The sequence below is a fragment of the Pseudonocardia sp. ICBG1034 genome (assembly GCF_020131375.1).
Classification (GTDB): domain Bacteria; phylum Actinomycetota; class Actinomycetes; order Mycobacteriales; family Pseudonocardiaceae; genus Pseudonocardia; species Pseudonocardia alni.
This window is the reverse complement of sequence record NZ_JAHLEK010000010.1, coordinates 112720-129592: the sequence shown is the minus strand read 5'-3', so window position 1 is coordinate 129592 and position 16873 is coordinate 112720. Positions and strand designations below refer to the sequence as shown.

Annotated in this window: 18 protein-coding genes and 1 pseudogene; 14 read left to right on the top strand and 5 right to left on the bottom strand. The window is 71.9% G+C overall.

Annotated elements, in window-relative coordinates:
• Positions 1–259 precede the first annotated feature (259 nt).
• The 6 genes from KPF22_RS01145 (at position 260) to KPF22_RS01120 (ending at position 5553) form a co-directional block, all read left to right on the top strand.
• A complete protein-coding gene (locus tag KPF22_RS01145; protein WP_100877143.1) occupies positions 260–661 on the top strand; it encodes a single-stranded DNA-binding protein in 402 nt (133 codons plus the stop codon).
• A 371-nt stretch (positions 662–1032) separates the two neighbouring features.
• Complete coding sequence (locus KPF22_RS01140) at positions 1033–2028, top strand: bifunctional DNA primase/polymerase (protein ID WP_224400973.1); 996 nt, start codon at positions 1033–1035, stop codon at positions 2026–2028.
• A 195-nt stretch (positions 2029–2223) separates the two neighbouring features.
• Positions 2224–3366 (top strand): DUF1173 family protein, encoded by a 1143-nt coding sequence (locus KPF22_RS01135; RefSeq protein ID WP_253067047.1) that lies wholly within the window; start codon positions 2224–2226, stop codon positions 3364–3366.
• 423 nt (positions 3367–3789) lie between these two features.
• Positions 3790–3945, top strand: a complete 156-nt coding sequence (locus tag KPF22_RS01130; RefSeq protein ID WP_157818118.1) for a hypothetical protein — start codon at positions 3790–3792, stop codon at positions 3943–3945.
• A gap of 71 nt (positions 3946–4016) precedes the next feature.
• Complete coding sequence (locus KPF22_RS01125; protein ID WP_100877146.1) at positions 4017–4298, top strand: hypothetical protein; 282 nt, start codon at positions 4017–4019, stop codon at positions 4296–4298.
• A gap of 400 nt (positions 4299–4698) precedes the next feature.
• A complete protein-coding gene (locus tag KPF22_RS01120) occupies positions 4699–5553 on the top strand; it encodes a hypothetical protein (protein ID WP_100877147.1) in 855 nt (284 codons plus the stop codon).
• 205 nt (positions 5554–5758) lie between these two features.
• Here KPF22_RS01120 and KPF22_RS01115 read toward each other — a convergent pair whose 3' ends face one another.
• From KPF22_RS01115 to KPF22_RS01105, 3 genes are all read right to left on the bottom strand, one after another.
• Positions 5759–6277: a hypothetical protein gene (locus KPF22_RS01115; RefSeq protein WP_157818119.1), complete on the bottom strand. Its 519-nt coding sequence runs from the start codon at positions 6275–6277 to the stop codon at positions 5759–5761.
• A 1030-nt stretch (positions 6278–7307) separates the two neighbouring features.
• A complete protein-coding gene (locus KPF22_RS01110) occupies positions 7308–8435 on the bottom strand; it encodes an NAD(P)/FAD-dependent oxidoreductase (RefSeq protein WP_224400972.1) in 1128 nt (375 codons plus the stop codon).
• Between the two features lie 112 nt (positions 8436–8547).
• On the bottom strand, positions 8548–9441 hold the full coding sequence (locus KPF22_RS01105) for a metalloregulator ArsR/SmtB family transcription factor (RefSeq protein WP_224400971.1): 894 nt from the start codon (positions 9439–9441) through the stop codon (positions 8548–8550).
• 113 nt (positions 9442–9554) lie between these two features.
• On the opposite strand from KPF22_RS01105, the gene KPF22_RS01100 reads away from it, so the two are divergent.
• From KPF22_RS01100 to KPF22_RS01095, 3 genes are all read left to right on the top strand, one after another.
• On the top strand, positions 9555–10892 hold the full coding sequence (locus KPF22_RS01100; protein ID WP_224400981.1) for an NAD(P)-binding domain-containing protein: 1338 nt from the start codon (positions 9555–9557) through the stop codon (positions 10890–10892).
• A gap of 191 nt (positions 10893–11083) precedes the next feature.
• Positions 11084–11209: a hypothetical protein gene (locus KPF22_RS31735; protein WP_255624031.1), complete on the top strand. Its 126-nt coding sequence runs from the start codon at positions 11084–11086 to the stop codon at positions 11207–11209.
• Between the two features lie 122 nt (positions 11210–11331).
• The gene (locus KPF22_RS01095) at positions 11332–12465 is read left to right on the top strand and encodes an MFS transporter (RefSeq protein WP_224400970.1); all 1134 of its coding nucleotides are present in this window, start codon (positions 11332–11334) and stop codon (positions 12463–12465) included.
• Positions 12466–12509: 44 nt separating this feature from the next.
• Here the strand turns inward: KPF22_RS01095 and KPF22_RS01090 are convergent, their stop codons facing one another.
• Positions 12510–12761, bottom strand: coding sequence for a hypothetical protein (locus tag KPF22_RS01090; protein WP_224400969.1), 252 nt, complete (start codon positions 12759–12761; stop codon positions 12510–12512).
• Between the two features lie 97 nt (positions 12762–12858).
• Between KPF22_RS01090 and KPF22_RS01085 the strand changes: the two genes are divergently transcribed.
• From KPF22_RS01085 to KPF22_RS01065, 5 genes and pseudogenes are all read left to right on the top strand, one after another.
• On the top strand, positions 12859–13224 hold the full coding sequence (locus tag KPF22_RS01085; protein WP_224400968.1) for a helix-turn-helix transcriptional regulator: 366 nt from the start codon (positions 12859–12861) through the stop codon (positions 13222–13224).
• Positions 13221–14381 (top strand): ACR3 family arsenite efflux transporter, encoded by a 1161-nt coding sequence (gene arsB, locus KPF22_RS01080; RefSeq protein ID WP_224400967.1) that lies wholly within the window; start codon positions 13221–13223, stop codon positions 14379–14381. The genes KPF22_RS01085 and arsB overlap by 4 nt, the downstream gene beginning before the upstream one ends.
• A gap of 630 nt (positions 14382–15011) precedes the next feature.
• Positions 15012–15284: pseudogene (locus tag KPF22_RS33540) on the top strand (three-helix bundle dimerization domain-containing protein); the annotation flags it as partial.
• Positions 15285–15314: 30 nt separating this feature from the next.
• Positions 15315–15749 (top strand): arsenate reductase ArsC, encoded by a 435-nt coding sequence (locus KPF22_RS33535; RefSeq protein ID WP_224400980.1) that lies wholly within the window; start codon positions 15315–15317, stop codon positions 15747–15749.
• Positions 15746–16234, top strand: coding sequence for a low molecular weight phosphatase family protein (locus KPF22_RS01065; protein WP_224400966.1), 489 nt, complete (start codon positions 15746–15748; stop codon positions 16232–16234). Before KPF22_RS33535 ends, KPF22_RS01065 begins: the two co-directional genes overlap by 4 nt.
• Positions 16235–16303: 69 nt before the next feature.
• Here KPF22_RS01065 and KPF22_RS01060 read toward each other — a convergent pair whose 3' ends face one another.
• Entirely contained in the window at positions 16304–16828 is a 525-nt protein-coding gene (locus KPF22_RS01060) for a DinB family protein (RefSeq protein ID WP_224400965.1), read from the bottom strand.
• Positions 16829–16873 lie beyond the last annotated feature (45 nt).

The window sequence follows — 16873 nt, the reverse complement described above, 5'->3', positions numbered from 1 at the left end:
GCACACGTGCGGGCACGCGTGGTCAGAGCCCGGGGTTGGGAGACGCCCGGAGGTCAGCACAGCACGGCGTGGTTCGCGGCGATGGACGCCTGCCGACACCGACCGGGTGGGACGGGCCTCGCTTCGATCGGACCCGCTTCGCGGGTTCCCGCCCGGTCGGGCCAGCGGCAACCCCCGCCGCCCCCTGCGGGGCCACACCGCACCGCGCTGAGGCAGAGCCGCGTCACCAACCAGCACCGACCACTCCGAGAGGCACCCCATGAACGAGATCACCCTGACCGGGAACATCGGCCAGATCCGGCCCCTGGTCCGAGGCAAGGCCAACGGCACCGCAATCCTCAACTTCTCCCTCGCTCTCAGGCAGCGCGAGCGCGACCCGAACACCGGGCAGTGGCGTGACGCCGAGCCCGCCTGGCAGCAGGTGACCGCTTTCGGCAGGCTCGCCGAGAACGTCTACAACTCGGTGGAGTCCGGTACCCGGGTGACAGTGACCGGCCGGCTCACCGACGACTCCTTCACACCTGCCGGGGAGACCCGCCGGGTCGTGCGCACCACCCTGCACGCCGACACCGCCGGGGTCGAACTCAGCTTCGCGACAGCGACCGTCCACAAGAACGGGCGTCCCGCTTCGACCACCGCGCCTGAGGTCATCGCCCCTTGACCCCAGTCGTGGGCGACGCCCGGGCGCCGCCCACGACTGCGCCCGGCCCCTCGGGCTCGTCCACCCCCGTGACCACACCGCACAGCGCCGGGCCTGCTCCGACCGACCGCGACCCAGGCCCGGCCTGTGCACCCGCCACCGCAGCATCTGACCGTGGCAGCGACACGGATTCGCCGGAGTCGCTGCAGATGTGCAGATCGACTACCGCAGGGACGGACGGATCCCGGGCCGGCCAGGCACCGGTCCCTAAACCACGCGAGGAGCACAAGATGACCGTCACGACCAGCGCCGACAGCACCCACACTGCTGGGGAGCGATGCGATGGTGCGTACGACACCGGTGCCCGGACCAGACGGGAGGACACGGCGCGCATGCCGCGAGGAGCTCGTCCGCGCCTCGAACGTGAGGTGGCGCGGCTGCGGCAGGTCGCGCTCGACGCCGCGACCGCCGGTCTGTTCGTGTTCCCGGTCCGGGCCGGCACGAAGGTCCCGGCCTTCCACGGCGAGACCCGGTGCCGGCGCCGTGGAGTGTGCGCCGAAGGACACCAGGGCTGGGAGCAGCGCGCGACCCGCGACCGCGTCCAGATCCGGCGCTGGTGGTCGAACACCACCAGATGGAACGTCGGTGTGGCGTGCGGGCCCTCCGGCCTCGTGGTGATCGATCTGGACACCAGCACCGAGCCGATCCGGGCATGGGGCGGGGCCACCACCGGACGGGAGGTCCTCGACCAGCTCGCCGCCCGGCACGGCGAGACCCTCCCCGACACCTACGCGGTGCGCACGCCAACTGATGGCGAGCACCTCTACTTCCGGGTGCCCGAGGGGCTCCAGCTGCGCAACACGATCGGCGGGCACGGTCACAGCCTCGGCCCGCTGATCGACACCCGCGCCGGGGGCGGATTCGTCGTCGGCGCCGGCAGCATCCGCCCCGAAGGTGCGTACCAGGTCGCCGAGCACGGACAGGTCGCCGAGCTACCCACCTGGCTGACCACCCTGCTCACCCCGCCGCCGCCGAGCTCGCTGGCCACACCGGCGAGGAGACTGTCGACCAAGCGCGCGAACGCCTACATCGCCGCGATCCAGGCCGACGAACTGGACAAGGTCGAACACTCCCAGGCGGGCACGCGGCAGATCACCCTGCTCGGCGCCGCCCGGGTCCTCGGCCAGCTTGTCGGCGGTGGGGAGCTCGACGCCGACAACGCTCACGCGGCTCTGCTCGACGCCGCCCGGGTACACATCGGGGTCGCGGGGTTCACCCGTGTCGAGGCCGAGCGCACCATCGCCCGTGGGATGACCTTCGGGATGCGCGCCCCGCGCACCATCGACCGCGGCACCGCCGGCGCCGACAACCACGTCGACGAGGCGTAGCCCACGCGATGCTGAACTACCCGACAACGCGGTGCGGATGAGGTAGGGAGAGCCGATATGACCTTCAGACGCGGGCGGGCGCCGGTCTCCGGACACCGACACGGCCAGCACGCGGTGTCTCGGACGCGGGTGCGGCTGGCCGGGCGCGAAGTCGCGTTGTGGCAGCTACGCCGCGCACCCAGTGTCTACCGAGCGGTGGTCGAGCAGGCCAAGATCATTGACGGCTGTGCGTGGTGCCTGTGCACTGACCCCGCCCCGCGGCTGGTGATCCGCCACCGCGCAGGGGTCTACTACCTGGCCTGTTGGCCCAGCGGTGGAGAAGAGCACGCCCGCGACTGCGAGTTCCACAACACCACCGGCCAGTGGTCCGGGCGAAGCCAGTACCAGGACGGCGCGCTGCAGGAAACTGACGACGGCAGCGCGAGCGTGGCGTTGTCGCTGCCACTACACGTTCGCACGAGCGACCCCGCGGCGTCGGGCACCACCTCGAGCCCCCGCGATGCCGGGGCGGCGCGGTCACGGATGGGCCTGCTCGGGCTGCTGCACTACCTGTGGGAACGCGCCGACCTGACCCGCTCAAGCCCACCCGATAACCCCAGATCCGGCCGGCGTGGGTGGGCCAGGTGCAGTCCGCTCGTTCGAGCCGCGACCGACGGGGTGACCTCAGCCGGCCTGCCGCTGAGCTGGTGCTGCTACGTGATCCCACCGTTCGACCCCGCGCACCCTGACCAACACGATGCGGCGTTCACCCGGTTCACCGACCGGATGGTCGAGCGCAACGGGATAGTGCAGCGGGGGCTGCTGCTCGGCGCGGTCCGTTCCTGGACCCCGACGCCCTACGGACAGCGCTGCGACCTGCGCCATCACCGAGCACCGATCTTCTTCTCCACCGCGCTGCACAAGCGCATCCGCCGGGCCGCGGCGCCGGCGATGACCGACCAGCGCCCGGCCGGCAGCGAGCAGGTGATACTCGCCCTGGTCTCGCGCAGCGACCAGGGCAACCTGTCCGCGGTCGGCGCCGCGGTGATGCTGACCAACGCCGACTTCATCCCGGCCGACTCCACACACGAGGTCGTCATGGCCGATGCCCTGACGGCGGCGAAACGGACCTTCGTTAAACCCCTGCGCTACGACGGTGAGGCCGCGGTCCTGCCGGACTTCGTCCTCACCGACACCGATCCGGCGACCCTCGTCGAGGTCTGGGGCATGCTCGACCGCGAGGACTACACCGCGCGCAAGCAGGCGAAGATCAGCCACTACCGGAGCACGGACACACCGCTGATCGAGTGGGACGTCCGCGATCGGTTACCGGACCTGCGCCTGCACACCGCGACCTGACCGCGCCTCGCCGAGGTCAACCCCGCACTGGGGCAGTCGACCACTCCACACCGGAACGGGTTCGCGTGGTCCTCCGGTGGTCGGTGCGTCTGGATCGCCCGAAGGTCAGCACACCCGGCGGGGGCGGAGCACCGATGCCTGCTGCCGACCCGTCCGGGTGAGACTGCCGGGGGCTGCTGTTACCGAGGTGGTCGGCGGTGTGTGGGCCTGTTGCGTGCGGCAGTGGCGGTCACGAGGTGGTCGGGGTGGGTCGGGCCGGGTCGCGCCGCGACGGCCGGGGTCGAGGGGGCCGAGTCAGCTGGGGTCGGGTTCGCAGTCTCACCCGGACGGGCCAGCAGCAGGCCCCGCTGTCCCTTCGGGACCCCCACCGGGCGTGCTGAGGCTGCGCCGCGTTCCAGCCGCACCGACCACCGGAGGACCGCCATGCCTGCCGCCATCTTCGACTCCCTCGACATCGCCGACGGCTACACCGAGCGCGACGCCCGGATCTTCCGCTCACTGGCCGCGGACTGGGAGTCCGCCGGCCCGGTGGAGGCCGATGGCTCGGGCATCGCCGAAGGCGAGGAGCCGCCCTTCTGAGGGCGGTCCGCCCTCCGGGGCCCGCCCGCCGGGCGGGCCCCTTCCCGTGTGCGCGTGAGGAGGTCCGGCTGATGCCGATCGAGATCCACCAGACCTACAGCACGAAGATCCGGCCGGGGGACTGGCTGCCGACCGACACCATCGACCGGATCCGCCACGACGAGTACGGCGTGCCCGTGCGGGTGGAAACCAACCGCCGTACGCGGGTGGTCGCGGTAGAGAACCGGGCCGCGACCACCCGCGGGGTCGATGGCCACGAACCGGTGACCCTGGTGCTCGACGGAGGGGCCGTCCTCGAGGCCCGCCCGGACCGCAAGATCGTCGTTGTCCGCGAGACCGCACCGGTCACCTGAGCGAACGCAGTTGCGTGGCCCCCCGCGGGAGGGCCAGCGCGGCGTGGCGGATTCCGGTGCGGTGCGCCCAAGCCGGGCGGAGTGTCAGCCGGGAGGGGCGACCGGCGGCCGGGTGGGGGCGCTCAAGGCCGCGCCGGGCCGTGAACCCCGGTGGACCGCCTTCGGCGGGAGGTGGGCCTGCCGGCCCTAGAGCTGAGCACGGCCTCACTCCACGTAAAGGGCGCTCCGCTGGCGCTCCGCGTCGCCACGGCGACAGCCCTGGCGGGCTGCCCTTGACGTCGAGCCTCGGAGGCCGAGCGATCGCCGCGAAGCGGCAGCGGGGACGACGCCCGCTGCCCCTCACGGGCCAGCAGCCCCACCCACCCCGATCACCCACCGCCAGCGACGGAGAGGCACCGCGATGACCATTGCCAGCGAGACCACCAGCACCGACGATGTCGACAACACCGGCGCTGTGATGACTGCGGCGGCCGCGGAGCTCAGCGTCATCGCCGAGATCATCGAGCGTGGCGCGGTGCGCGGCGCGCGTGCTCGTCTTGCCCGCCTGCTCGACAGCGTCGACGCGCCGACTCGACTGCTGATGGTGCGTTGCGTGGAGGCGCTGGAGGCCGAGCACCCGACAACGGCCCTTCACCGGCTGCGCGACGAATGGCGTCGGGCCGACGAGGACGGGCGCGCACTGGTGCAGGCGCTCGCGCCGACCGCGGAACGGCGCGCGGAGAAGGCCCGCGATGCCGCGCGCATCGCAGAGGACAACCGCGCCAAGGATCGCGACCGGGCGGCCCGCCGCGCGCGGAACCTGACCAGCCGCCGCGCCAACCCACGCGAGCGGCGCGACCCGCGCACGGTCGAGTCCGACACGGTGGCCCGGCGCTACTTCGCCGACCGGGTCGAGCCGAGCACCGAGGAGGACGAGCGGCAGCGTGATGACCGGATCGACTACGACCGGGCCGCGCTGGCGCCGATGGCCGGGCTCGGGTGCGTGGCGTGTGGAGTGGAACGCTCAGCCACCGACCGGCGCCGCGCCAATGACGATGGACTGTGCCAGGACTGCCGTGAGGACGGCGTTCCCGGCATCGCGATCCCGGCCGCGGACGCGGACGCGCGGGCAGTGCTGTTCGCCCGGTGCGACTACATCGCGGCGACCTCGACCAGCCCGAACGAGCGCGATGCCCGGATGAGGCGCGATTGGCGGGCGATGCGACGGACCGACCAGTTCGCCGTGGTCGACTGGCGCGAGGCGCAGGGCATGTGACGGCGTCGGGCCCCACCGGCACGGTCGTGCGGGACCGCGCCGGTGCCGGGTGGCGCTCAGGGCCGCGCCGGGCCGCGCGCGGAGCGGACCCGCCTTCGGCGGCACAGCATCATCCGCGACGACGCAGCAGCCAGGCCTGGCCTGGCCTGCCGCGGTTGCCATAGGTCAGGTAGTCGCTGCACTGCCACACGGACCTCGTAAGGGGTCAGTCCTCGACCGACTGGACGGAAGGGCCTGAGACGGAGGGGACCGGCGGACCCTCCATCTCACGTTCGGCGTCGATGGCCGGGGAAGCGTCCTTGGCCGGAGCCGGGGTAGCGGCGCCGCCGGGCTCGCCACCGGCGCGTGCGGGTCCCTCGGGTGCCGGTGTCGTTGAGTCCTGGCCGGCCGGCTCATCGGCACGAGCTCGCTTGAGCATCGCGCGGACACGTTTGACCGGCAGTTCGAACAGCGCGGCAAGGTCCTCCGCGCTGCGCCGGCCCCGGCCGTCGACGTGCAGCTCGACCAGCACTGCGCACTGGTCGGCCGTGACGGCGTCAAGTTGCTCGCGCGCGTCGGTCATCACCTGCTCCCGTCGACGATCGAGTTCGGCGATGGCATCGGCACGTTCGCGGTCGATCTCCGTGACCCGAAGCTGGGCATGCGCGTAACGAGCGAACGCTACTTCCTCCCGCTGGCGCTGCTGCTGCTGGTCACGGTCGAGCTGATCTCGCTTGGCCAGCATCCCCGCGATGTCGTCTCGCTCCTGGCGTGATTGCCGCATTCTCTGCCTGGCCATGACTGCTTGCCCCCTCAGTCCGCGTTCCCTGCGCGGGTTCTATCCCGCCCTGACAACATAATGGAAAGTACACGGCAAGTGATCTCGTTTGACAGACGAGGTGGGGGCGGCCGTCGGGTGCATGAGTCCGCCCCCCGCTCGGGCACACGCTGCCCGGGCGTGTGGCGGTCGGTGCCTGGCATGTGGCCGTGACCCTCGCGGCGATCGAGAGGGAGTGTGGCCGTGCCAGCACAGCGAGAGGACAGGGCGTGTCGGCCGTGGCGGTCACCTAGTCCGGTGCGCCGTCGTGGAGTGCCACCGGCAGGACGGCGGCGGCGACCTGCCCGCGGCTGCGCGCGCGCCAGATGGTCGGCAAGGTCGCGGCGGTTCAGATCCACACCGGTGGCCACGCAGACCGCGAGCTGATCGTCCAGGGCTCGGATTGCCGACACCCAGCCGGGCGGGACCGCCGGGCCCAGATCGCCGGCGTAGAGCACCTCGCCGGCCGTGCCAATAGTGATCCCTCCATCGGGGTGCGGCATCTCCACCGACCAGCCGGGCGGGCGCGGGAGGGCGCGGACCGCGCTCGGATGAGTCTCGGTCAATAGTGCCCAGCCGCGCCCCAGCATGGCGGAGACCAGCACGCTGACCAGCTCTGCGCCCCGATGCGGATCGGCCGCCCAGATGTCGCGGCTAAGCGCAAGCGTCAGGGTCGCCGCCACCTCACCGGTGCGCTCGTCGTGGACTACGCCCGGCGAGGCCAGCAACGTCCCCATCGGGTCGTCCGCGTTCACCGGCCGCAGCTCCTCCTCGCGCTCGTCGCCGTCCCGCACGTCGCCTTCGCTCCCCTGTGGAGCGACAGTAGAACGACAGTCCGACGGCGCCACGACGATGGCAGTAGGTTCGGGGCCTTCGGGGTGCGTTGTGCAGTCAGGCGCGGTTGGGCAGCAGGCGGCCGACTTCAGCGTTCCGGTCGCCGATTCGGCGCCAGGCACTCTCACGCTTGTGCGGCCGGCTGCTCGCAGCATCGAACGGCGGGCAGAGCCGTGCGGTGGCGCACCAGTCGGGTGGTGACGTAGCGCGCGTCGCGTCCGGCCCCGCGCAGAGTGGCCGACGCGAGGCTGCGTTGCCATTCGAGCCCGACGTAGCCGAGTCCGGGGTGCGAGGTCGACAGTCCCCGGATCTGGCGTGGCCGGTCGTGGTGGTCGAGGGCGCCGAGGTCGGTGAGGTAGGGCAGGTCCGGTCGATACCCGGTGGCCAGCAGGATGGTGTCGACCTGCTCGGTGCGCCCGTCGGGCCAGCTGAGGCGGGTGCCGTCGATGTCGGTGAATATCGGGGCTCGGCCGGGTCGGCCGGCGTCGATGGCGGTGCGGTAGGTGCCGTCGTCGACGACGGGTACCGACGGCGTGCTGCGCAGGTAGGGCCCGATGGGTAGGTGGTCGAACCCGAGCGTGGTGGCCCACCAGTGCATGTCGCGGCCCAGGATGCGCTGCGGCGCGTACTTGACCGGTACCCGGGTGGCGAGGGTGACGCGGGCGTGCTGGGTGAGTTCGACGCCGATCTGGGCGGCGGAGTTCCCGGCGCCGACGATCACGACGTGCTGGCCGGCGAACTGCTCGGGTCGGTGGTAGTCAGCGACGTGCAGGGTCTGGCCGGTGAAGGCGTCGAGGCCGGGCAGGGCGGGCCGGTACGGGTTGCCGAAGCCACCAGTGGCGGCGATGACCAGCGGGGCGGTGAGCGTCTGCTCGCCGGTGTGGATCTGGTAGCCGCCGGGCGCGGCGGTGATGGTGTCGACTCGGGTTCTGGTCCGGATGTCGACGTCGAGGTGGGCCGCGTAGCGGCGCAGGTAGTCGGCGATCTCGTCGCGGTGGGGGTACCGGCCGGGGTCGCCGGGGAACGGCAGCCCGGGTAGCGAGCTGTAGCGGGCCGGGGAGAACAGGGTGAGGCTGTCGTAGTAGTGCGGCCAGGACCCGACGGGCTCGGGTCCGGCTTCGAGGACCACCGGCGCGAGACCGGTCTGGCGCAGGGCGTGTGCGGCGGCGAGCCCGGATTGGCCCGCACCGATGACGATCGCGTCGCACGAGCTGGCGGAGCCGGACGTGCCGGGGTGAGCGGGGCGGGACATGGGCACCTCGCAGGGACGGTCCTCCGTCGGGAGGAACGCGGGCAGGAGTGAGCACCGGCGACGCGTACGGGGTCGGCGGTGAAGGTTGTGGCGCGGATGGGTCGCCGCGCGGTTAGTCGGGGTCGGTGGCGGTGCGGCGTTCGAGGAAGACGGTGTCGCGCCAGACGCCGTGGTGGCGACCGATGCGTTCGCGCAGGCCGAGGGTGCGGTAACCGGCGGACTGGTGCAGCGCGACCGAGGCCCGGTTCTCCGGGAAGATCGCGGTCTGCAGGGTCCAGAGCCCGGCGGCGTCGGCTGCGGTGACCTGCTGGTGGATCAGCGCCTTGCCGATCCCACGCCCGCGCGAGCCGTCGGCGACATAGATCGAGGACTCGGCCACGCCGGCGTAGACGGGCCGTGTCGAGACGGGTGCGAGGGCGGCCCATCCGACGACGTGGCCGTCGAGCTCGGCGACCCACCGGTGCTCGGGCAGCCATCGGCGGTCGAGCTCGCGCCGTTCGGGGACCTCGGTGTCGAAGGTCGCGTGGCCGGTGGCGATGCCCTCGGCGTAGATGCGCCGGACCGCGGCCCAGTCGCCGGGCTGCAGGGCGCGGACGGTGACGTCGGCGGGCAGGTCGGTGGGACAGCACGGGCGCGGCCCGAGCATGCCCATGACGGCGTCGGCGGCATGCGGGAGCCCGGTGCAGCAGGCCGGGTTGACCGTGACGAGGGTGGTGGTCTTCTCCTTGTGCAGGCGCACGAACCCGACGTCGGCGAGCTTGCGCAGGTGGTGGCTGCAGGTGGACTGGGAGATCCCGAGCTGTTCGGCCAGTTCCCCGACCGCGATCGCTCGTGCGGCGATCGCGACCGCGTGCAGCAGCCGCACCCGGGTCGGTTCGGCCAGGCAGGCGAACCAGCCGGCGTAGGTCTCGGCGTCGGCGACCGGCAGCTGTGCCGACGTGGCTGACACGTCGGTCAGCGGCAGCAGTGGCGTGCGAGCGGGCTGCTCGGCGGCAGTGGTGCTCATACCGCTCAGTATCGACACACATCGATGGTTGCGTCAATCGATGCCCGTCGATACAGTCCGACCAGCCCATCGACGAGCGTCGATGAATGAACCTGCCGACCCTGGAGGTCGTGATGAGTGAGAACACGTTGCCGGTCGTGGTGGTCGGAGCCGGGCCGGTCGGGCTCGCCGCCGCCGCGCATCTGCTCGACCGCGGCCTGGAGCCGCTGGTGCTGGAGGCCGGTGAGCAGGCCGGTGCGCACGTGCGGCAGTGGCACCACGTGCGACTGTTCTCCCGGTGGGCCGAGGTGGTCGACCCGGTGGCGGAGAAGCTGCTGGCCCCGACCGGATGGACCCACCCGGACCCGGAGACCTACGCGACCGGGCAGCAGTGGGCGCAGCGCTACCTGCAGCCCCTCGCCGAGGTGTTGGGCAGCCGGGTGCGGTTCGGCGCCCGAGTGTCGGGTGTGGCCCGGCGCGGGCGGGACCGGGTGGTCGACGCCGGTCGCGAGACCGAACCGTTGACCGTGCACGTGCAGACCGCCGCGGGAGAGGAGCGGATCCTCGCCCGCGCCGTGGTGGACGCCTCCGGGACCTGGGACTCGCCGAACCCGCTCGGCGCGGACGGGCTGCCCGCCGCGGGCGAGCGCGCCGCCGCCGACCGGATCGCCTACCAGGTGCCAGACCTGGCCGACCCGAGCGTGCGGGCCCGCTACGCCGGCAAGCGGGTCGCGGTGGCCGGCAGCGGGCACTCGGCACTGACCGCACTGGTGGCGTTCGCCGAACTGGCCGAGACCGCGCCGGGCACGCACGTGGACTGGCTGCTGCGCCGTGGGCAGGTCGGTGACACCTTCGGCGGTGGGGAGGCCGACCAACTGCCCGCCCGCGGGGCCCTGGGCCGGCGCGCCGCGGCCGCGGTCGAGGCCGGGCACATCAGCACGGTGACCGGGTTCCGCACCAGCGCGGTCGCCCAGACCGGCGACCGGCTCGTGCTCGAGTCCCTCGACGGGCGCCGGCTCGCCCCGGTCGACGAGGTCGTGGTGCTGACCGGGTTCCGCCCGGACCTGTCATGGCTGGCGGAGGTGCGGCTGGACCTGGACCCGACCCTGCAGGCCGCCCGGGCCCTGGCACCGTTGATCGACCCGAACGTGCACTCCTGCGGCACCGTGTACCCGCACGGCGCCCGCGAACTGACCCAACCCGAGCCCGGGGTGTTCGTGGTCGGGATGAAGTCCTACGGGCGCGCACCGACGTTCCTGGCGATGACCGGCTACGAGCAGGTCCGCTCCGTGGCCGCCGCACTGGCCGGGGACCACGAGGCCGCCGAGCGGGTCGAGCTGGTGCTGCCCGACACCGGGGTCTGCGGCGGCGCCGGCCTGTTCGACGACCCCGCCGCCGCCACCGCGGAGGCCGAGGGCGGCTGCTGCGGCCCGGCAGAACCGATCGACCAGACTGCACAGGCGGCATCCTGACTGGCCGACCCGCCTGACTGCTGTCCGTCCCGGCGCGACCCATCGCCGCGTATCGGCACCATCGCCGGAGGCGGCGAGGCCGCGTCGGGCCTCGCTGGGAGGCCAACCGCGAATGTCCTCTGTGAAACCCACCGCCGCGACCGCGTCGCTGAGCTCGAGCGGGGCTGCGTCGGGTGATGGTCGTGCTGTGCGTGACCGAGATCGTCAGCTGGGGCGTGCTGTACTACGCCTTGCCCGTGCTGGCCCCGGCCATCACCCGCCGACCCCGGCTGGTCACTCTCGATGATCACCGCCGGGTTCGCCACCGGCCTGGCTGATACGCCCACGGGAAGGACGCGACGATGGCCAGCAAGAAGACGCCGAACCTCCTACCCCCGCTGGCCGGCGACCCAGGCCGAGCCCCCTCCGGATGAGTAAGAGGCGCGCGCTCACCGGCGCAGTGCTGCTCGACCTGGCGGTGAGCCCACTATTCGCCTGGGACGTGTTCACCGCGTCCCTGTGCCGGGAACTCCGGGTCGGCGATACCGGGCTGGCCAGCGTCTTTTCCGTCGGCCTGGTGGCCTTCATGGCCGGGGTCCTGGTCGGTGGCCGGGTCGCCGACGCGGTCTCACCTCGGCGGCTGGCCATCGTCGCCGCGATCGGTACCGTGATCGGTCTGCTGGGCAGTGCTGTCGCGACCTCAGTGGTCACACTGATCCTCGCCTTCGGTGTCCTACTCGGCGGCTCGACCGGGCTCGGCTACGCCACCGCGGTCCGGGTCGCCGGCACCGTGCAGTCCGGGCGCGGCCTGGCGCTCGGCCTCGTGGTCAGCGCCTACGCGGCCGGCACAGCCGTCCTGGCACCCGTGGCAGCTGCGCTGCTCATGGCGTTCGGACGTGGCTGGACCTTCGTCCTGCTGGCCGCCGCGCTGGGGGGCGTTCTGGCCGTCGCGGCCGTGCTCGTTCCCGGTCGCGTGGCCCATCCGCGCGTAGCACGACGTCGGCCCCGGAGCACCGGCCGGCGCCACCCGAGCGGGCCGGTCGTCGCGCTGTGGCTGGCTTTCGCGCTGGGCAGCGCGCCGGCCCTCGCGGCCTTCGCGCAGGCCGGACAGCTGGCAGGGACTGCGGGGGCCGTGGCGCTGGCGGTGACGTTGCTCAATGCCGGCAACTTCGTCGGTCGGCTCATGGCCGGGCCGCTATCGGATCGGGTGGGACCATCCGCGGCCCTGCACGCCAACTCCGCCCTCCTCCTTCTTGCCTGTCTGCCACTGGCCCTGAGTGCGAGCGGGCCCGTCGCGCTTGCCACCCTGTTCCTACTCGGAACCCAATACGGCGCACTATCCACGCTCACCCCGGCGGCAGTCTCGGACGTGGTGCCCAGCGAACGGTTCGGCGCCACCTACGGCCTGGTCTTCACCGGGTGGGGCCTCGCGGGTCTGCTAGCCCCCGTCGGCGCCGCGTCCCTTGCCCCCGAAGTCGGGTACGACGGCGTCTACCGCTCCTTCCTCGTCGTCGCGGCGGTGGCGTGGGCATGCGTGGCGACCTACGCGAGGCTGGTCCGCGCCCACAACGAACCGGCCGGCCACCCGGGATGAAAGGCTGATGTTGACCCGACCGGCTGTACTTCCGGGCGGGGCGCTCACCGGGATCGGGCAAGCTTGGCCAGGCCCGCTGCGGGCAGACAGGCGAACGTCGTCACACCACCTGCTGTGAGATCGGCGTCGCCGGCCAGGAATCCCCACAGGACCAGGACGACCGCGACCGCGATGATCGCCTGCCCGATGGCGCGCGAGACTGGATCCCTGACGGGCATCGGGAGCCGGTGGCGGTGAGCACGTCCGTGATGCCGTGACACCGCAGTGCGGTCGCCGGCCTCACCGGGGTCGAGCATGCGATCACTCCAGTCGCGCAGGGTTGGATCGACGACGCTCGATCCGGGGCGGCCCTGCGAGGTTGCACTCTTATTCGATAGACGTCAAGATAGAAGTATGTCGAATAAGGAGCCGCCGGGTGTGGCGCCGTCGTGCTGGTCGCCGCTGGTCGGGCAACCGCTCTCCCCGGAGCACGCGAGCGAGATCTCCCGCGTGTTCAAGGCCCTCGGAGACCCCGTCCGGCTGCGCCTGTTGTCCCTGATCGCCTCCCACGCTGGCGGGGAGGCCTGCGTGTGTGACCTGACCGAGGTCTTCGACCTGTCCGGCCCGACGATCTCGCACCATCTCAAGGTCCTACGCGAGGCCGAGCTGATCATCGGTGAACGTCGCGGCACCTGGATCCACTACCGCGTCGTCCCCCAGCGACTCGCCTCGCTGGCCGACCTGCTGATCCCGACCACGGCGGAGGCCGTCGCATCATGAGCACGGAGAACACCACCGGCGCCGCCCAGCAGGCGGCCACCGACCCGGCCGAGGCCGGCGTCGTCGCCCGCCTGTCCACCCTCGACCGCTTCCTGGCGGTCTGGATCATCGTCGCCATGGTCGCCGGACTGCTGCTCGGCCGCCTGGTCCCCGGGCTCGCCCCGGCCCTCGACGCGATCGCGATCGACGGGATCTCGCTGCCGATCGCGCTCGGCCTGCTGATCATGATGTATCCGGTGCTGGCGAAGGTCCGCTACGACCGCCTCGACACCGTCACCGGCGACCGCAAGCTCCTGCTCACCTCGCTGGTGCTCAACTGGGTCCTCGGCCCGGCACTGATGTTCGCACTCGCCTGGCTGATGCTGCCCGACCTGCCCGAGTACCGGACCGGGCTGATCATCGTCGGGCTCGCCCGCTGCATCGCCATGGTGATCATCTGGAACGACCTGGCCTGCGGCGACCGCGAGGCCGCCGCCGTGCTGGTCGCGCTGAACTCGGTGTTCCAGGTCGTCATGTTCGGCGTACTGGGCTGGTTCTACCTGGTCGTGCTGCCCGGCTGGCTCGGCCTGCCGGTCACCGACGTGTCGTTCTCCACCTGGGACATCGTGAAGTCGGTACTGGTGTTCCTCGGGATCCCGCTGCTGGCCGGCTACCTCACGCGCCGCTTCGGGGAGAAGGCCAAGGGCCGGGCCTGGTACGAGGAGACGTTCCTGCCGCGGATCGGGCCGTTCGCGCTCTACGGGCTGCTGTTCACCATCGTGCTGCTGTTCGCCCTGCAGGGCGAGGCGATCACCTCTCAGCCGCTCGACGTCGCCCGGATCGCGCTGCCGTTGCTGGCCTACTTCGCCCTGATGTGGGCCGGGTCCTACGCCGTCGGCCGGGCGGTCGGGATGGGCTACGAGCGCACCACCACGCTGGCGTTCACCGCCGCGGGCAACAACTTCGAGCTCGCCATCGCCGTCGCGATCGGCACGTTCGGCGTGACCTCCGGCCAGGCCCTGGCGGGAGTGGTCGGGCCGTTGATCGAGGTCCCGGTACTGGTCGCGCTGGTGTATGTGTCGCTGTGGCTGCGCCGGCGCCTGTTCGCACCAATGACCACGCCCACCCTGCAGACCGAGCAGGCAAGCCCCGAGGCCACCCGGGACACTCGGTCGTGAACTGCTTGGACTGCAGCGCCCGGGACCGGCGGGCCCGACCCGCGGTCGCGGTGTGTCAGGGCTGTGGCGCGGCTACCTGCCTCGAGCACACCTGGGTGGACCACCGTGCCGGTCGGCCACCCGGGATGGCCGGGCCCGCCCGGGCACCGAGCCGGATCCTGCGCTGCGGGTTCTGCGACACGCGCACCAGCAACCAGACTGCCGCCGCGGCGGCCGGGGGTTCACGCGTCGGTCCCGGCGGAAGTCTGGGCTGCCTGCGGGGAACCGGCTCCAGCCCCGATCCACCGTAGGCACCCCACACCCGACACTCATCACCGCAAGACGGCGTGCGCGGTGCGTGATCTGCCACCGCGACGGCGCCACTGCTCGGTGGGTGCACCGCCGCACCGCCGCTGCTCATGCTCAAGGAGTCCTGATGACCGCTGTAGCGATCGGCGCGATCGACATCCCCTCCGGGCGAGGCTCTGGCCGGGGCCCTCGGGGCGCTGATCGAGGTGCCGGTGCTCGTCGCCTTGGTGTACGTGTCGTTGTGGCCGCGCCGGCGCCTGGTCACCACCGCGGACACACCGCTGCCTCGCGCGGGTGGGACTTGATGAGCACCCGCTCGGCCGGCCAGTAGCGGACCATGTCATGGACGCCTCCTCGTTCGACGCCACGCCGGTCGTCGTCGCTATTGCGCGACGGCGCCCGGCGGGCGACCGCACCCTCGAACACTTCGCGCTCACCAGCCCACACCCGCGGCTTCAGCAGACCGTCGACGAGCTGCGCCGCACATTCCACGGCACCTTCGGCCCCGAGACGATCAAGGCCGTGGTCGTGGACGTGTTCACCAAGCTGGCGCTGACCGCCCGCATCACCACCCACCTGCCCGTCCTCGCCGCCCGCCACGCCCACCAGCGGCTCGCGGCAGCAGCCCGATCCCCAGGAGCCCCCGTGACCACCACAGCCGCGGTCCCCGAAGTCCTGTTCGTCTGCGTCCACAACGCCGGCCGCTCCCAGATGGCCGCCGCCCTGCTGGCCCACCACGCCAACGGCGCCGTCCGCGTCACCTCCGCCGGCTCGGCCCCGGCCGAGACCATCAACCCCGCCGTGCGCGAGGTCATGGCCGAGATCGGCCTGTCCCTGGACACCGAGTTCCCGAAGCGCCTGACCACCGAGGCGGTCGAAGCGGCCGCCGTCGTGATCACCATGGGCTGTGGCGATGCCTGTCCGGTGTTCCCCGGCAAGCGCTACCTCGACTGGGAGCTGACCGACCCCGCCGGCAAGACCGCCGAGCAGATCCGCCCGATCCGCGACGACATCGACGCCCGGGTACGCCGCCTGCTCACCGAAGTGACCGGTGCCCCGACCGAAGCGACGACCCCGTGACCACGACACCGGCGGTGTTGTTCGTCTGCGTCCGTAACGGCGGCAAGTCCCAGATGGCCGCCGGGCTCATGCGCGCGGCCGCCGGTGACCGGGTCGAGGTGCACTCCGCAGGCACCCAGCCCGGCACCTCGATCAACCAGCTCTCCGCGGCCAGCCTCGCCGAGGTCGGCGCCGACATGTCCGGTGAGATGCCCAAGGCGATCGACGCCGACCTGCTGCGCCGGGTCGACCTCGTCATCACTCTCGGCCGCGACGCCACCGTCGACGACCCCGCCGCAGCCGAAGTACGCAACTGGGACACCGACGAACCCTCCGAACGCGGCATCGACGGCCTCGACCGCATGCGCCTGATCCGCGACGACATCGCCCAGCGCGTGCGCACACTCCTCGAGGAGGTCGCACCGTCCCAGGTGCGGAACGACAGAACGACAACAGCGCTGGCGCGCGAGGATGACAGTGCCTCTCCTCATGTAGCGGACCGCTGAGGGACTATCGGTCGGCGAGAAGGGCTCTGCCCTGCCAGAAGTGCCAGCGGTGGTACTGCACGGTAGGCCTTATGACTGGGTGTGCGGTGCCGCGATGGTGAGCTGGCGTCGATGGTGATCGAAGTGCTGGGTCCCGAAGTGGTAGACGTCGAGCACGCTCATCGTCGGCGTGAAGTAGGGATCCCAGTCCGTCGGCACGTAGATGCTCGAAGCCAGGCTCCGCTCGGTCTCGGTGGTGAGGCGACGCTGCAGGGAGCCGATGACGGTGTCCAGCAGCGCGGTCATGGCATGCGGGGACAGCAGCCGAGCGGCGAGGCAGGGACCGAGGTAGTTGATCGCATGGAAGGGGCGGTGCGCGGCGTTCAGGGTGGCGGCGAAGCCTCGGCTGTAGCCGAGGCGGTCGAGCGTTCGCACCAGGGAAAGTAGCGTGCGGACGACTCCGTAGCCGAGGACCATGTGGAACAGCAGTTGCCGGTTCGTCCACCGTGTGCCGTTGGTCAGGCGCTCTAGGTCGCCGCGCGAAGCCGTGCCGACGAGCTGGTGGAACTCGGCCTGGGCTCGCCGCAACTCCTCGCCGACCTCGTACAGGTCCATGCGACCGCCTCCGACCACCGATGCTACTGCCGCCGCGGCCGGCCA

What these genes read in the sequence shown, in the direction of transcription:
- KPF22_RS01145 (WP_100877143.1), top strand. Translation starts at nt 260, where the DNA reads ATGAACGAGATCACCCTGACCGGGAACATCGGCCAGATCCGGCCCCTG.
- KPF22_RS01140 (WP_224400973.1), top strand. Translation starts at nt 1,033, where the DNA reads ATGCCGCGAGGAGCTCGTCCGCGCCTCGAACGTGAGGTGGCGCGGCTG.
- KPF22_RS01130 (WP_157818118.1), top strand. Translation starts at nt 3,790, where the DNA reads ATGCCTGCCGCCATCTTCGACTCCCTCGACATCGCCGACGGCTACACC.
- KPF22_RS01125 (WP_100877146.1), top strand. Translation starts at nt 4,017, where the DNA reads ATGCCGATCGAGATCCACCAGACCTACAGCACGAAGATCCGGCCGGGG.
- KPF22_RS01120 (WP_100877147.1), top strand. Translation starts at nt 4,699, where the DNA reads ATGACCATTGCCAGCGAGACCACCAGCACCGACGATGTCGACAACACC.
- KPF22_RS01115 (WP_157818119.1), bottom strand. Translation starts at nt 6,277, where the DNA reads ATGCTGGCCAAGCGAGATCAGCTCGACCGTGACCAGCAGCAGCAGCGC.
- KPF22_RS01110 (WP_224400972.1), bottom strand. Translation starts at nt 8,435, where the DNA reads ATGTCCCGCCCCGCTCACCCCGGCACGTCCGGCTCCGCCAGCTCGTGC.
- KPF22_RS01105 (WP_224400971.1), bottom strand. Translation starts at nt 9,441, where the DNA reads ATGAGCACCACTGCCGCCGAGCAGCCCGCTCGCACGCCACTGCTGCCG.
- KPF22_RS01100 (WP_224400981.1), top strand. Translation starts at nt 9,555, where the DNA reads ATGAGTGAGAACACGTTGCCGGTCGTGGTGGTCGGAGCCGGGCCGGTC.
- KPF22_RS01090 (WP_224400969.1), bottom strand. Translation starts at nt 12,761, where the DNA reads ATGCTCGACCCCGGTGAGGCCGGCGACCGCACTGCGGTGTCACGGCAT.
- KPF22_RS01085 (WP_224400968.1), top strand. Translation starts at nt 12,859, where the DNA reads ATGTCGAATAAGGAGCCGCCGGGTGTGGCGCCGTCGTGCTGGTCGCCG.
- arsB (WP_224400967.1), top strand. Translation starts at nt 13,221, where the DNA reads ATGAGCACGGAGAACACCACCGGCGCCGCCCAGCAGGCGGCCACCGAC.
- KPF22_RS01060 (WP_224400965.1), bottom strand. Translation starts at nt 16,828, where the DNA reads ATGGACCTGTACGAGGTCGGCGAGGAGTTGCGGCGAGCCCAGGCCGAG.